Origin of the sequence: Ensifer sp. Root954 (assembly GCF_001429005.1) — a bacterium.
In the GTDB taxonomy this organism is placed as follows: Bacteria; Pseudomonadota; Alphaproteobacteria; order Rhizobiales; family Rhizobiaceae; genus Ensifer; species Ensifer adhaerens.
Genome location: NZ_LMJM01000050.1, coordinates 98,741 through 113,503 on the forward strand (window position 1 = coordinate 98,741; position 14,763 = coordinate 113,503).

A 14,763-nucleotide genomic window follows, 5' to 3' on the forward strand; every position below is an offset into this window, starting at 1 on the left:
TCCACCGAGGAGCAAGTGATGAAGACCTCGATAGCAACGGTTTCGCTCAGTGGCGACCTCAAGGACAAGCTGCGTGCCATCTCCAAGGCGGGCTTTGCCGGTGTCGAAATCTTCGAGAACGATTTCCTCGCCTTTGACGAGAGCCCGCGTCAGGTCGGCCGCATGGTGCGAGATTTCGGTTTGGAGATCAGTCTGTTCCAGCCGTTCCGGGATTTTGAGGGCATGCCGGAGCCGTTGAGAGCCCGAACGTTCGACCGTGCCGAGCGCAAGTTCGACTTGATGGAGGAGCTTGGCACGGACCTCGTCCTTGTCTGTTCCAATGTCTCGCCGGCTGCCGTTGGTGGCATTGACAGGGCGGCCGCGGACTTTAGCGAACTCGGCGAAAGGGCCGCAAAGCGGGGCTTGCGCGTCGGTTACGAAGCGCTCGCCTGGGGACGTCATATCAGCGATCATCGAGACGCCTGGGAAATCGTCCGACGCGTCGATCACCCGAGTATCGGGCTGATCCTTGACAGCTTTCATACGCTGTCGCGCAAGATCGAGATCAACTCGATCCGCTCCATCCCGAAGGAGAAGATCTTCATAGTCCAGTTGGCCGATGCCCCACTGATCGACATGGATCTGCTGTATTGGAGCCGGCACTTCCGCAATATGCCGGGCGAGGGCGATCTCCCAGTGACAGACTTTACCCGCGCGGTGGCGGCAACTGGATATGACGGCTATCTATCGCTCGAAATCTTCAACGACCAATTTCGTGGAGGCAACCCCAGTGCGATCGCTGTCGATGGATATCGCTCGCTGATTTATCTCGGGGATCAGGTCAAGCGCGCCGAACCGGATACTCGTTTGCCGGTCCCCATAATGCCCCCCCGCGTCGACGTTAGAGGTGTAGCGTTCGTGGAGTTCAGTGCCTCGGAAGAGGAAGCAAGCGAACTCGAAGCGTTGCTCGTTTCAGTCGGATTCACGAAAACAGCACAACATCGGACGAAACAAGTGGTGGTCTATCGCCAAGGCGCCATCAATTTGGTGGTCAACACCGAGCGCGAAGGCTTTGCCAGCGCTTCCTATCTCGTCCACGGCACGTCCGCCTATGCCTTCGGCCTCATGGTGGATGATGCTGCGGCGACTGTAGAAAGGGCACGGGTGCTTGGGGCAGAACCATTCGAGCAGCCGGTTGGTCCAGGCGAGCTCGTGGTTCCGGCGATCCACGGAGTGGGCGGAGGGCTCATCTATTTTCTGGACGACAAATCCGAGCTCTCCAAGATCTGGGAGGTCGAGTTTGAGCCAGTGCGCGACGGTGGCTCTGTCATCGAAGCCGGATTATGCTCCATCGATCACATCGCTCAGACCGTAAAATATGAGGAAATGCTGACCTGGCTGCTCTTCTACACATCGCTTCTTGATGCTCATAAGACGCCGATGATCGACATCGTCGATCCAGCAGGCATCGTTCGCAGCCAGGTCGTGGAAAATGACGCCGGCACGTTGCGCCTGACACTGAACGGCGCGGAAAATCGCAACACGCTGGCCGGCCGGTTCATCGCCGAAACCTTCGGTTCCGGCGTCCAGCATCTGGCCTTTGCCACCAATGACATTTTTTCGACTGCGCAGGCGTTGCGCGCCAATGGTTTCAAGGCGCTACCGATTTCGCCGAACTACTACGATGACGTTGAAGCGCGCTTCGGTCTCGACGTTCAACTCGTCGAAAGGCTGAAGTCCGAAAACATCCTCTATGACCGCGACGAGGACGGCGAGTATTACCAGCTCTACAGCCCGACCTTTGGCGAAGGTTTCTTCTTCGAGATCGTCGAAAGACGGGGCTATCGCGGCTACGGAGCCGCCAACGCGATTTTTCGCATTGCAGCGCTACGAAAGTACCTGAGGCCAGAGGGGCTGCCAAAAGGCTGACAGCCTAGCGATGGTAATTCTTTCCGTTGCTAGGGAAAGTTCGCGCCCGGTTCCCGGCCGATGGCATGCCCTATGCTGAAATCCTTTGGCGCACGACCCTTCAACCGGTCAAGCCACGTGCGAACGGACTCTGGCCGCGAGCAGTCGCCGCCTGGAATGCTCATCTTGGAGTGGTGAGATACTCGTAAGCTTTGAAACAACTGGTGGCGGGGTTCGATGCCGTTCAGGGAGTTGCACAGCGCGAAGGTTTCTCTGGCAAAGGCAGCCCGCATCGTTGCTGCAGCCGGATAAAAACCGGCAGCAAGGTCGCCGCCGGTTCCTCAACGCGAAGCTTAAAAGTTTCTTTGGAAGCGCACGACACCACCGAAGGCGTCCTCGTGTCCGCGAAACCCGCGAAAAGCGGTGTAGTCGAGCTCCGGCGTGATCTTGAAGCCCGGCGCGATCTCATAGGCAACATTGAGGGCTGCGTTCCAGGTGCCATCCTCCTCGAAGTCGATCTGGCTGTTGATGGTTGCCTTTTCGCTGACCTTCACGGAAGCACCGCCCCACATTGCCCAGTCGCCGTACCAGCTGCCGTAGTAGTTCGGCCGGCTCGGGTCGGACTGGTAGGCAGCCATGACGAACAATGAGAGCGTGTCGGTGACGTCGAGGTTGACGCGCGCCTTGAAGGCCCAGGCATCATAGCGCGTGTCATAGGCCGCCATGCCAAAAAGCGTCATCCGGTCCGCTTCGTATTTCACCCCGCCGAGGAGGTGGGGAATGCTGTCGGCCCGTAGGTCAAACCACTCGCGGCTTGCCACGCCGGACGCGTCGACCGCCTCCAGTTCCCAGGAGCCATTGCCTTCCTCTGCGCCCACCATGGCGGAAAAGCCGTTGCCGAAGTCGTGGGTATAGCTCGCCTGCATCGTGCGGTCGCCCGAGTAGTAAATGACGTCGTCGTAGATGACGTTGCCGGCACCCCAGGTCCAGTTGGCAAAGAGCGAATCGGCGATGCCGACCGAGAAGCCGGCAAGCTCGATAAGCGCTTCCGAAATGTAGATGCGCTCGCCAGATGCCTTGTGCTCGAAGCGCGTCTCCAGATAGGAGCGCAGCGTACCGAACTCGGTTTCATTGCGAGCGTCGAAGCGCAGTGTCGCCCGCGCCTTGCCGGGCAAGCCATCGAGCGAGCCGCCCCAGTAGACATCGTCGCCGGCCGCAACCTCGTGGCGCAGGTAGCCGCTGATCTTCAGGCAGGTTTCGGTGCCCGGAACATAGAAGAAACCGTTGCCATAGGCATCGCAGACGCGGACATATTCGACCGGTTCCGCGTCTGCAGCCGTTGCCGCTTGGGTGGCGGCCATCAGGCAGAGCGCCGCTGCGGCACCTTTCAGGAGGAGAAGTGCCGTAGCACTGGTTGGTTTGTACATATCGAGTTCGTTCCCTTGTCGGTTCTTGAAAATTGGCAAAGCTTCGCCGGCTCCGTCCGTGGCGTGCGGGACAAGCGGGTGCTGAGCGGGTCTGTATGGAATGAGAGAAAAAAGGGCCGGTATCGTTTGCGATACCGGCCAGTCGGGGGTTACCCGCGCGGCGGCCAGACTTCGCCGGCAAGGCCGGTTTTCGGTACACCGAGAAGCGGCGTCTTCAGGGCGCGGATGCCGTCGATGCTGATCAGCCAGATGATGTTGCGGTCGTACTCGGTAAAGACCGCGAAGCTGGCGTTTTCATAGGTGTATTCGGGCATTTCCTCAGGCTTGGGGAAGCGCGGCACGTAGTAGCCGGCGATCTTCGGATCCTTCGGGTCCTTGACGTCGAAGATCTGCAGCCCGGCATTGTAGAAGGCATAAGGCAGGATGCCCTGCCGGCTGTAACCGGGCTGGTGGGTCGTGCCGGACCGCTTCGGACCAAAACTGCCGCGCCGCTGGCAATAGTCGGTGAATTCGGCCTCTGCCGGGGGTGTCGGACGCGGGAAGGTGGCGACGACCTTCGGGTCCTTCGGATCCTTGGCGTCGATGACCAGCACGTCCTTGTAGGGCTCGTAGCAGTTGGAGTTCATCGGGTAGCCGTTGGCAAAGACATAGCCGGTGCGCTCGTACTGGCTGGTATCGGCATTGTCGAATTCGGTACCGGCAAAGCTTGGCGGGATGCTCAGATGGCCCATCATTTCCGGCGTGCCGGGATTGGTGAGATCGAAGGTGTAGAAGCCGAGGCCGCCCATCGCGCCGAAGCCGATCTTGCCACCTTTTTCCACCGGCTTCGGCAGGAACAGCGGCATGCGCGAGCCCATCCAAGACGTGCGGTTGCCGGCGCGCGGGTTCATCAGGTAGGCGTCCTCGCTTGCCTTGTCGCCGACGACCTGTCCGGGAACGGTGACCTGGCTGACGAAAAGAGGATTGGCCGGGTCCGTCATGTCCCAAGCCTGGTAGCCCGGCGAATGCAGGTAGTCCGGATACTCGGTCAATGCGTAGCTGTCGTCGGGCGCCGACGAGAGGTACATGTACTTGCCGCCAAACCAGGCGGGTGCGTCGAGCGAACCGGAGCCCTGCTGCTTGCCGATGGGCGCGTCCGGGTTGTTGATGTCGGTCGTGCGGGTGGCGATCAGCGTCCAGTCACTCGGCAGCGGCCCGTTCATCTCGTAGACCTTGAAGCCCTTGAGCGAATTGTAGTGGCGTAGCGTCTCGACGATGTCGGGCTGGGTGCGCTTGTTGTCGAGAATGCCGAAGCGGCCGATCTCGTAGGAGGCTACGACGACGTTTTTCTGGAGCTTTTCACTCCAGGCAATCGTCATACCGCCGAAATAGTCCTGGACCGTCTTGGCGTCCCAGTCTTCGCTTGAACCGTCCTGTCCCCAGACGCCGCCCTTGGAATAGACGACCTTGGCCTTGGCCGGGTCGGTGATGTCGAGCACGCGCATGTAGTCGCGGTCATGCAGGTACATGTAGCGCTTGCCGTCAAAATCCGCGACGTCGGGCCAGGCATGCCAGGGCGACGTGATGTGCGGGTAGAAGGCGATTTCCTCGACGTTGCTCTTGTAGGTTTTGTCGTCCCAATGGGTGAGCTGGCCGGGGAAGTTCGGCGATGCGCCGAGTGCTGTGGCGCGCGGCGCGTTGAACTTGCCCGTCGCCGGATCCATGCCGTAGTCCTTGCCCGGCGTCAGCGCCGGCGGCTGCTTGTCGTAGGTCAGTTCCGACCAGCGCTTGAGGTGGGGATCCTGGATGTTGATCTCCGTCGGTACTTCCTTTTCCCAACCCGCGGCAAGCGCAGTGCCCGCGGCCAGACACAAAATTGAGCACGTGATGATCAGCCTTCTCGGCATGTTGGTCTCCTCCTGGAATATCGGTGAACGGACGCGTCCAAGGCTGGCAGCGGCGCAAGCAAACGACAGCTCGGCGGCGAACACACCCCTGTGTCGCGTTCCGAATTCTTCTTTCGTCGTGTCAGTTGATCGCGAAGGCCTCCTCATGCCCGCGCAAATCACGCCGCTTCCGTTTGCTTAGGCGCCATGAAACAGGGTCGCTTTCCCCATAACAATCGCCTTAATCAGCATTAATTCATGCGGATTTCTTATGAGTTCCCGGGCGTGTTGATGGTTTGCGGGATCCAGATGACGCAACTTCCCCTTCCTCGACGGCGTAGACTTCGAGCGGATAGCCGAAATGCTCGTCCATCAGGATCCGAGCGCGTTCGGCGTTGCGGTCGAGTACGGCCTCCATCAGCTCGGTGTGCGGACCGATGGATTGCGCCTTATGCAGCGCGGCCATGGCCTCCGCGTAGCCGGTCGTCTCTCCGTGCGCCGCGCGCAGAACAGGGGCGAAGGCGAGGAACCGGTAGTGGCGTTGGAGCTGGTCGGAGATGGTCGAGCGGAAGTGCATCAGCCAACTCGATTGCGCAGCGCTCAAGAGGGCGGCGTGAAATGCCTCGTGCCGTTCCATCCAGGTATCCACGGCAAGGTCGGAAGAATCCTCGACGATCGTCTTGCAACGAGACAGACGGTAGTGCGCCGTGACGATCGCCGATTCCCATTCCGAGCCGCCGCGCTCCATGGCTTCCAGCAACAGAGGGATTTCGACGACTGCGCGGGCTTTTGTCAGATCCTCCAGCCCCTTGCGCGACACGGGTGCGACGGTGAAGCCGCGGTTGGAGATCGCCACTACCAGCCGCTCGGCCTCCAGCCGCGACAGCGCCTCTCGAAGAGGCGTCCGCCCGACATCATAGGTTTTGCTCAGAAGGTCGGGCCGCAACGGCGCCCCCGGTTGCAGACGGGCCATGAGGATCTCGGTTCGCAAAATCCTGTAGGCGGCCTCTGTTTTTGTGCTGTTTTCCTGCTCGTCGACCAAAGGCACCTCCAAAATTCACCGCCCAAATGTTCGGTGATCATATATGCGAGAATAATATATGATAATCGCCAATTGCTATAATTGTATACTATATCGTTGACTTTGTCGTTGGGCTGCGCTTCCTCATCCCTCGTGCTGTCACTGCGACAGCTGGAGGAGGAACACATGGCCACGACAAAATCGAAACTCATCACGGGCCTGATGGCAGCCGGTCTGGTGCTTGCCGGCATCGGTTCGGCGGCTGCCGATCCGATCCGCATCGGCATCGCCAATTTCGGCGAACACCCACCGCTCAACGCCGCCATCGCCGGCTTCAAGGCGGCGCTCGCCGAAAACGGCTTCGTCGAGGGCAAGGACGTCGTCTACACGGAGAGCCACACCAATTTCGACGCCTCGCTGGTGCCGCAGATGATCGCCAAGCTGCAGGCCGAACAGCCAAAGCTCGTCTACACCGTCACCACCCCGGTTTCGCAGATCGCCAAGAAGGCGCTCGCAGGCTCCGGCATCCCGGTGATCTTCACGGCCGTGACCGATCCGGTCGCCGCCAAGCTCGTCCCGTCCAAGGAAAGCGGCGACGACGGCATCACTGGGGCGACCGACAGCCAGGACATGGCGGCCGTGCTCGCGTTTACCAAGAAGCTTCTGCCGAACGCCAAGCGCCTCGGCCTTCCCTACAATCCGGGCGAAGCCAACGACGTTGCGCTGCTTGAAGCGGTGCGCAAAATTGCTCCGGAACAGGGCTTTGAAGTCGTCGAAGTCGGCGTCGACAACCTCAACGACATCCAGCAGCGCATCACCTCGCTCTCCGGCAAGGTGGACGTGATCTACGGCCCGACGTCCAACATGATCCAGCCGGCCATCGCAGCCGTCGCGTCGGCGGCGCGCCAGTCGGGCATCCCGGTAGTAAATGCCGTCGATACGGCCGTGCGGGAAGGCTTCGTGCCGGCTAGCTTTGCCGTCAACTACGAACAGGTCGGCAAGAACGCCGGCAAGATCGCAGCCGAAGTGTTGAAGGGCAAGGACCCGAAGTCCATCGCTCCGGTCTTCCCCGCCTATGAAGATCACCAGGCGCTGATCTCGAAGAAGGCGATGTCGGCCTTCGGCGTCGAGATCCCGGCTTCGCTCGCCGACTGCAACTGCATCGTCGAGTAATCCGACGCCAGCAACGGCGGCGGCCACGACGCCGCCGTCCATGAGCGCGCCGCGCGCGCCCTGTCCATTCGTATTTACATGAATTCCGGAAGCAAGGCTGCGGAGGCGGCCTCTACGGAATTGCTCAGAGGAGGAACGGATGCTCGAAATCCGATCTGCACGAAAGGTCTTCTACAAGGGGCAGCCCGACGAGAAGATCGCCCTCAACGATCTCAGCCTGACGCTTCCGACCGGCAACTTCGCCATCGTCATCGGATCGAACGGCGCCGGCAAGAGCAGCATGCTCAATGCCATTTCCGGCGCGCTCATGCTCGATTCAGGCAAGATCCTCATTAACGGCGACGATGTGACGGCACTGCCCGTGCACAAACGTGCGACACGGGTGGCCCGGGTCTTCCAGGATCCGATGAAAGGCACCGCCGCCTCGATGACGGTTGCGGAAAACATGCTGCTCGCCGAATTGCGCGGCAAGAAACTCGGCCTTAGCCGAGGCCTCAATGCCAGGCGGCTCGCGAGCTACCGCGAACGCCTCGCGGCGCTGAACCTTGGGCTGGAAAATCGGCTGGACACGCGCGTCGAACTGCTCTCCGGCGGCCAGCGCCAATCGCTTTCGCTGATCATGGCGACCTGCGACCAGCCGGATCTGCTGCTCCTCGACGAGCACACCGCAGCCCTCGATCCCCGCACGGCTGACATCGTCATGCAGGCGACGGTGCGCGCGGTCGAAGCCTTCAATCTCACCACCCTGATGGTGACGCACAACATGCAGCACGCTGTCGATTTCGGCCATAGCGTGGTGATGCTCGATGCCGGCCAGATCCGGCTCGAGATCACCGGCGCGGAAAAGGTCGAGGTCACGATCCCGAAACTCATCGGTCACTTCGGCATGAAGACCGACCGGATGCTGCTCGCAAGCTGAGACGGACATGGAAACGGTTTCTACGATATTTTCGAACTTCATCACGCTCGTCCCGGTCACGCTGGCGCAGAGCCTCATCCTTTCCTTCATCGTTCTCGGCATCATGCTGCCGTTCCGCACACTGAATTTTCCGGACCTGACGAGCGAGGGCGCGTTCCCGCTCGGCGGCTGCGTCTGCGCGCTGTCGCTCGCCGGTGGCGCACCCGGTTGGCTGGCGATCCTCGTTGCGATGGCCGCAGGCTTCCTGGCGGGTAGCTGCACGGCCTTCGTGCATCTGCGCTTCCGTATCCACACGCTGCTTGCCGGCATTCTGATGATGACGATGCTCTACTCGATCAATCTGCGGCTGATGGGCAAGTCCAACCTCTCGGTGTACGGCACGCCAACCATTTTCGATGGCGTACCCTTTGCCGAGCCGGGTTTCCCGGTCGCGAAGATCGTCGTTGCAGGACTGCTCGGCATTGCCGTCTATTGCCTTTTGAACCTCTATTTCCGGACCGAACGCGGAACGGCCATGCGCGCCGTCGGCTCCAACCCGGATATGGCGGAAGCGCAGGGGATCAGCATCTGGGCCTTCACCATCGGCGGGGTCGGTCTAGCCGGTGCCTTCTCGGCCACCAGCGGCGCGCTCATGGTGCAGTCGCAGGGGTTTGCGGACGTCAACATGGGCATCGGTACGCTGATCAACGGTCTTGCGGCGCTGATGATCGGCGAAGCCATTGTCGGCAAGCAGACGATCCGGCGCCAGCTTGCGGCACCCTTCGTCGGAGCCATCGTCTACTACCAGCTTGTCTCGCTCTGCCTTGCCGCCGGCATGCCGCCGACCGACCTGAAACTTGCCACCGGCCTCTTCGTGCTCGCCATGCTGGCGCTCCCAACCCTCAAGCGCGCCCGCGGCCCGATGCCGGCCCGCGAAACCGTCCGTGAATAGAAGGACTGCCCCATGAACATCGATATCCATGCTGTCGAGGCGCTCGACCGCGACGACCCGCTCGCGGCCTTCAAGAAGCGCTTTGATTTGCCCGAAGGCGTCACCTATCTCGACGGCAATTCGCTCGGCGCGGCGCTCTTTGCCTCCTATGCCGAAATCGAGAAGGCCGCGAAACTCGAATGGGGCCGCGACCTCATTCGCAGCTGGAACACGGCTGGCTGGTTCGCCCTGCCGCTGACGCTCGGCGACCGCGTCGGCCGCCTCATTGGCGCAGCACCCGGCCAGACGGCCGTGACCGACCACACCTCGGCCAATGTCTACAAGGCGCTGCACGCCGCACTCGGCCTCAATGCGGAGCGCAAGGTCATTGTCGCGGAAAGCGAGAGCTTCCCGACCGATCTTTACATGGCTGAGGGCGTGATTGCGACGCGGCCGGGTACCGTCCTGCGGCTTGAGGGCGTCGATGGCCCGCGGATCGAAGGCCTGATCGACGAGAGCGTCGCCGTGGTGCTCGTCAATCACGTCAACTACAAGACCGGCGCTCTGCGCGATATGGCGGCGCTGACCAAGCGCGCGCACGATGTGGGTGCGCTCGTCGTCTGGGATCTCTGCCATTCGGCCGGTGCGCTGCCGGTGGAACTCGATCGCTGCAACGTCGATTTCGCCGTCGGTTGCACCTACAAGTATCTGAATGGTGGCCCCGGTGCGCCAGCCTTTATCTATGTCGCCAGGCGCCATCAGGAAAAGGCCAGCCAACCGCTCAGTGGCTGGTGGGGCCACGCCCGTCCATTCGCTTTCGAGCGCAATTACGACGGCGGCGCGGGCATCTTGCGCTTCCTCTCCGGCACGCAGCCAATCTTGTCGCTGCGCACGCTTTCGGCCGCGCTCGATCTTTGGGATGAAGTGGACATGACGGCCATCCGCCGGAAGAGCATCGCACTCACCGACCTCTTCATAAAGCTCGTCGAAGCGCGTTGCGGCGCGCATGGCCTGAAGCTGGTCGGTCCAAGGGACGGCACGGTGCGCGGCAGCCAGGTCTCCTTCGAGCACGAGGGGGCCTATGAAATCATGCAGGCTCTGATCGAGCGGGGCGTCATCGGTGACTTCCGCGCCCCGGCCACCATCCGTTTCGGTTTCACACCGCTCTATACGAGTTTTAAGGATGTGTGGAACGCCGTGGACGTGCTGCATGACGTGATGGAGACTGGCGCTTGGCGCGACGCCCGCTTTGCTGTCCGTAGCGCCGTGACCTGATCGCGATCGCTTGTGAAAAATGGAAAAGCGCTTTCCCTGTCCGGGAAGGCGCTTTTTTTTCGTTTGGGCTGGCTCGAGACTTATCACATCTCGATATCAATTCATTCAACCTATGTGGATTGTTATATTAGACCGCTGATTGCATCCATTACCGGAACAGGAAGGCGCAGCCTCTGAAGGAATGGCGAAAAGGCAATCTCATGGCTCAGGATACGCATGCTCAGCTCTATATCGGCGGCAAATGGAGGGCGACCTCTGAGACGCTCGCCGTCATCAACCCCGCCAATGAGGATGTCATCGGCAAGGTGGCGGTCGCCCGCGAGACGGATCTCGCCGACGCAACGGACGCTGCCTGGCAGGGCTTTCAGGCCTGGAGCCGGACATCGCCGGCTGCCCGCGCGGCGATCATCCTGAAGGCGGCCCAGCTTATGCGCGAGCGCTCAGAGGAGATCGCGCGTTCGATCACGCTCGAAAACGGCAAGCCGCTTTCCGAGGCGCGGTCCGAGGTCATTCGCGGTTGCGAATTCTTCGAATGGGACGCCGGCGAATGCGTGCGTCTCTACGGCCGGGTTATCCCGAGCGCGCCGGGCATCCGCTACATCGTGCTGCAGGAACCGATCGGCCCGGTCGCGGCGTTCTCGCCCTGGAACTTCCCGATGAGCCAGCCCGCCCGCAAGATCGGCGGCGCACTTGCGGCCGGCTGCTCCATCATCATGAAGGCGTCCGAGGAGACGCCAACCGGCGTCGTGCACATAGCGCGGGCGTTCCACGATGCAGGCCTTCCTGCCGGTGTGCTCAACCTCGTCTTCGGCCACCCCGCCGAAATCTCAGGCTATCTCATCCCTCAGGACCGGATCCGCATGGTCGCCTTCACCGGCTCGACCGTCATCGGAAAGCACCTGACGACGCTCGCTTCGCAAGTGATGAAACCGGCGCTGATGGAACTTGGCGGCCACGCGCCCGTCATCGTCTGCGAGGATGCCGATCCGGTTGCGGCCGGCATTGCCTGCGCCACCCGCAAGTATCGCAATTCCGGCCAGGTCTGCACCTCGCCGACGCGCTTCTTCGTGCACGAAACGCTCTACAGGCGCTTCACCGACGCCTTCGTGGAGAAGGCGCGTTCGATCAAGGTCGGTGACGGCCTCGACGCAGGGACGCAGATGGGCCCGGTGGCCAACGATCGCCGCATCGCTGCCCTCCAGGAGCTTGTCGACGATGCGCGCGCAAAGGGCGCCCGCATCCTGTGCGGCGGCGGACGTCTGGACGGCAAGGGCTACTTCTTCGCGCCGACCGCGATTGCCGATCTGCCGGATGATGCCCGCGCGCTCAGCGAAGAGCCCTTCGGCCCGCTCGCGCTGATCAATCCGGTTGCCTCGATCGACGAAGCGCTTACGAAAGCGAATGCGCTTCCGTTTGGTCTTGCCGCCTATGGCTTCACCAACTCGGCCGCCAACATCGACCGCCTGATGCAGGGCATCGAGGCCGGCAATCTTTCGATCAACACGCTCGAGGCCTCCGTCGCCGAAACGCCGTTCGGTGGCGTCAAGGAAAGCGGCCTTGGCCGCGAGGGTGGCGCGGAGGGCCTGCATCACTACACCGTCGTCAAGAACGTCTCGCTGCGCACCGCCTGACGGCATCGCGCGCCGCAATGAATGGATGATCAGGCCGAAACCGCTGTCTGGGTGGTTTCGGCCTTCTTGCGTTCCATCAGCCGACAACCGGGACCATGTCGCGCAGCACCTTGCGCAGCAGTGTGCGCACCGCGAGCGTCGCGGGGGAGGGCGTGCGTTCGCGCGCCGTGATGACAGAGACATCGCGGGCAATCGACGGCTCGACCAACGGGCGGGCTGAGATCTTCCGACCGTTGAGGCCGGTAAAGGCATAGGTCGGCAGGATGGCAACCCCCGCCTCCCGCTCGACGAGCGAAAGGGCGGTGTTGATCTGGTGCACTTCGAGAGAAGAGCGCAGTGGCACGCCGGCGCTTTCGAAGCCGACCTCGGTCAGAAGACGGATATTGCTTTCGCGCGTCAGCGTGATGATCGGCTGGTCGGAAAGCGCGGACCAGGCCACTTCGGCCTTCGTGCAGATGGCGTGGCCCTCGGGCGCAAAAACCATCAGCTGGTCGCGCAGCACGCGTTGGATCTCAAGGCCGTCCTCGTCGCTGGCAAAGGTGCCGACGCCGAGGTCGCAGAGGCCACTGCGCACCCGGGGCGCGATCATGTCCGTCACGACGTCCTCGATCCTGAGTTTGAGGTTCGGATGGCTTTGAGCGACTTCCTGCAGCAGGCGCGGCAGCACGGTTGCGCCAAGGAAGGGCGGGGCGGCGATGCGCACCAGGCCCGTTCTCAGTTGCCCGAGATCGTGCACCGCATCGACGGCGCGCTCGATTTCCGCAAGGCCGGGCAGCGCGGCCGCCGCAAAGACCCGACCGGCCTCGGTCAGTTCGACGCGTCGGGTCGTGCGGTCGAAGAGCCGCGCGCCGAGCAGCGCCTCGAGGTCGCGGATCGCATGCGAGATGCCGGCCTGGCTGGTGCGCAAGCGTTCGGCGGCGCGGGAGAAGTTGCCGAGTTCGACCACGGCCTGAAAACACTTGATCTGACGGAGATTGAGCATCGCGGGATCCATACTGATTTCGGCATGAATATATACAGACTATGTGTCTTAATGAATAAAAAAATCCTGCGCTAAATGCGCCGAGAGAGACCGGAGCGGTTGCTTCACGCGCCACCGGACGGACATGCGACAGGGAGCGTCATGAAATACCAGCGTAAAGATGCAAAGGCCCATTCCCGTGCCACGATGCGCGGCATCTGGGCGGCGGCGAACACGCCGTTTACGGCCGATGGCGCCATCGACGAAGAGGGCTACCGCCGCAATGTCGAGCATTGGATTTCCGATCTCGGTATCGACGGCCTCTTCATTGCCGGCAAGCAGGGTGAGTTCTTTTCCATGTCGGTCGACGAGCGCAAGCGGATGTTCGATCTATCGGTGGAAGCGGCCGGAGGACGGGCGCAGACGATCATGTCCTGCTCCGACCAGAACATGGATGTGGTGATCGATCTTGCCCGTCATGCGCAGGCCTGCGGCGCCGACTACATCGTCGTGCATGCGCCGATCCTGCATTTCTTCAAGCAGCAGGACGAAACGCTGCTGCGCTACTATGAGGCCATCGCCTCAAAGGTGGATATCGGCATGGCGCTGTGGTCGCATCCCGACAGCGGCTATCTGATGAGCCCGGAACTGTGCAACCGGCTTGCCGACATCGAGACGGTGGTAGCGATCAAGTATTCGGTGCCGCGCGCCATGTACAAGGCGCTGACGGCGCTCGCCGGCGACCGCATCCTCGTCTCGACCGCTTCGGAAGAGGAATGGCTGGATAACGTCTTGGAACTCGGTTGGCAGCTTTATCTCTGCTCGTCGCCACCCTACACGCTCCAGACCAAGGCCGACCGGCGCATGGCCGAGTACACAGCACTCGCCTTTGCCGGAAAGGCCGAGGAGAGCCGCGCCGTCAGCGCGAGCCTGCAAGGGGTGCGTGACGCCTTCCGCAAGTCCAAGCCCGCGGAAAAGCCCCATGCGCACCAGAAGTACTGGCAGGAACTGCTTGGCCAAGTGGGGGGAGCCGTCCGCCAGCCACTGCTGGAGCTGACGGATGCGGAAAAGAGACTGACCAGAGCCGCCTTCGAGGAATGCGGCCTGAAACTGCGCTGAACGGGACAGGGAGGAATATCGATGACGAAGCTCAAGGCGTTCAATCTGCAAAAGTGGATCGACGAGCACAAGCATCTGCTGAAGCCGCCGGTCGGCAACCAACAGATCTGGAAAGACGCCGACCTCATGGTGACGATAGTCGGTGGCCCCAACAAGCGCACCGACTATCACGACGATCCCGTCGAGGAGTTCTTCTACCAGCTAAAGGGCGACATGGTGCTGAAGCTCTATGACGGCAAGGAATTCTACGACGTGCCGATCCGGGAGGGCGACATCTTCCTGCTGCCGCCGCATGTGCGCCACTCGCCGCAGCGGCCGATGGAGGGATCGATCGGCCTTGTGATCGAACCCACGCGGCCTGAGGGCCTGCTCGACGCTGTCGAATGGTACTGCTTCGAATGCACGGAGCTTGTGCGCCGCGCGGAGGTAGACCTCGAATCCATCGTCGACGATCTGCCGCCGATCTATCAGGCCTTCTACGCGGACGAAAAGCTGCGCACGTGCCCGAAATGCGGAACCGTGCACCCCGGCAAGACCCCGCCCGAGGGCTGGGTGACGCTCTGAACCCGGCAGCC

Annotated in this window: 12 protein-coding genes; 8 read left to right on the top strand and 4 right to left on the bottom strand. The window is 61.8% G+C overall.

The window, feature by feature from the left end; genetic code table 11:
* Positions 1-18 precede the first annotated feature (18 nt).
* Positions 19-1,908 (top strand): bifunctional sugar phosphate isomerase/epimerase/4-hydroxyphenylpyruvate dioxygenase family protein, encoded by a 1,890-nt coding sequence (locus tag ASE71_RS29000; protein ID WP_060517976.1) that lies wholly within the window; start codon positions 19-21, stop codon positions 1,906-1,908.
* 332 nt (positions 1,909-2,240) lie between these two features.
* On the opposite strand, the gene ASE71_RS29005 is transcribed toward ASE71_RS29000, so the two are convergent.
* The 3 genes from ASE71_RS29005 to ASE71_RS29015 form a co-directional block, all read right to left on the bottom strand.
* Positions 2,241-3,314 (bottom strand): porin, encoded by a 1,074-nt coding sequence (locus tag ASE71_RS29005; RefSeq protein ID WP_029742955.1) that lies wholly within the window; start codon positions 3,312-3,314, stop codon positions 2,241-2,243.
* A 149-nt stretch (positions 3,315-3,463) separates the two neighbouring features.
* Positions 3,464-5,200, bottom strand: coding sequence for a hypothetical protein (locus ASE71_RS29010; protein WP_060518092.1), 1,737 nt, complete (start codon positions 5,198-5,200; stop codon positions 3,464-3,466).
* A gap of 235 nt (positions 5,201-5,435) precedes the next feature.
* A complete protein-coding gene (locus ASE71_RS29015) occupies positions 5,436-6,221 on the bottom strand; it encodes a GntR family transcriptional regulator (RefSeq protein WP_060517974.1) in 786 nt (261 codons plus the stop codon).
* Between the two features lie 165 nt (positions 6,222-6,386).
* Here ASE71_RS29015 and ASE71_RS29020 point away from each other — a divergent pair, with 165 nt between their 5' ends.
* The 5 genes from ASE71_RS29020 to ASE71_RS29040 all read left to right on the top strand — a co-directional run bounded on the left by ASE71_RS29020 (position 6,387) and on the right by ASE71_RS29040 (position 12,108).
* Positions 6,387-7,373 carry an ABC transporter substrate-binding protein gene (locus ASE71_RS29020; protein ID WP_060517972.1) on the top strand — a complete coding sequence of 329 codons (987 nt, stop codon included), beginning with the start codon at positions 6,387-6,389 and terminating at the stop codon, positions 7,371-7,373.
* Between the two features lie 139 nt (positions 7,374-7,512).
* The gene (locus ASE71_RS29025; RefSeq protein ID WP_060517970.1) at positions 7,513-8,292 is read left to right on the top strand and encodes an ABC transporter ATP-binding protein; all 780 of its coding nucleotides are present in this window, start codon (positions 7,513-7,515) and stop codon (positions 8,290-8,292) included.
* Positions 8,293-8,299: 7 nt separating this feature from the next.
* On the top strand, positions 8,300-9,223 hold the full coding sequence (locus ASE71_RS29030; RefSeq protein ID WP_060517968.1) for an ABC transporter permease: 924 nt from the start codon (positions 8,300-8,302) through the stop codon (positions 9,221-9,223).
* Positions 9,224-9,235: 12 nt separating this feature from the next.
* A complete protein-coding gene (gene kynU / locus ASE71_RS29035) occupies positions 9,236-10,477 on the top strand; it encodes a kynureninase (protein ID WP_060517966.1) in 1,242 nt (413 codons plus the stop codon).
* Between the two features lie 200 nt (positions 10,478-10,677).
* Positions 10,678-12,108, top strand: coding sequence for an NAD-dependent succinate-semialdehyde dehydrogenase (locus tag ASE71_RS29040; RefSeq protein WP_034796477.1), 1,431 nt, complete (start codon positions 10,678-10,680; stop codon positions 12,106-12,108).
* Positions 12,109-12,184: 76 nt separating this feature from the next.
* Here ASE71_RS29040 and ASE71_RS29045 read toward each other — a convergent pair whose 3' ends face one another.
* A complete protein-coding gene (locus ASE71_RS29045; RefSeq protein WP_113544739.1) occupies positions 12,185-13,090 on the bottom strand; it encodes a LysR family transcriptional regulator in 906 nt (301 codons plus the stop codon).
* 141 nt (positions 13,091-13,231) lie between these two features.
* Here ASE71_RS29045 and ASE71_RS29050 point away from each other — a divergent pair, with 141 nt between their 5' ends.
* Together ASE71_RS29050 and ASE71_RS29055 are read left to right on the top strand one after the other, a co-directional pair.
* On the top strand, positions 13,232-14,188 hold the full coding sequence (locus tag ASE71_RS29050; protein WP_034796473.1) for a dihydrodipicolinate synthase family protein: 957 nt from the start codon (positions 13,232-13,234) through the stop codon (positions 14,186-14,188).
* Between the two features lie 21 nt (positions 14,189-14,209).
* Positions 14,210-14,752 (top strand): 3-hydroxyanthranilate 3,4-dioxygenase, encoded by a 543-nt coding sequence (locus ASE71_RS29055; RefSeq protein ID WP_060517963.1) that lies wholly within the window; start codon positions 14,210-14,212, stop codon positions 14,750-14,752.
* The last annotated feature ends 11 nt before the right edge of the window (positions 14,753-14,763 follow it).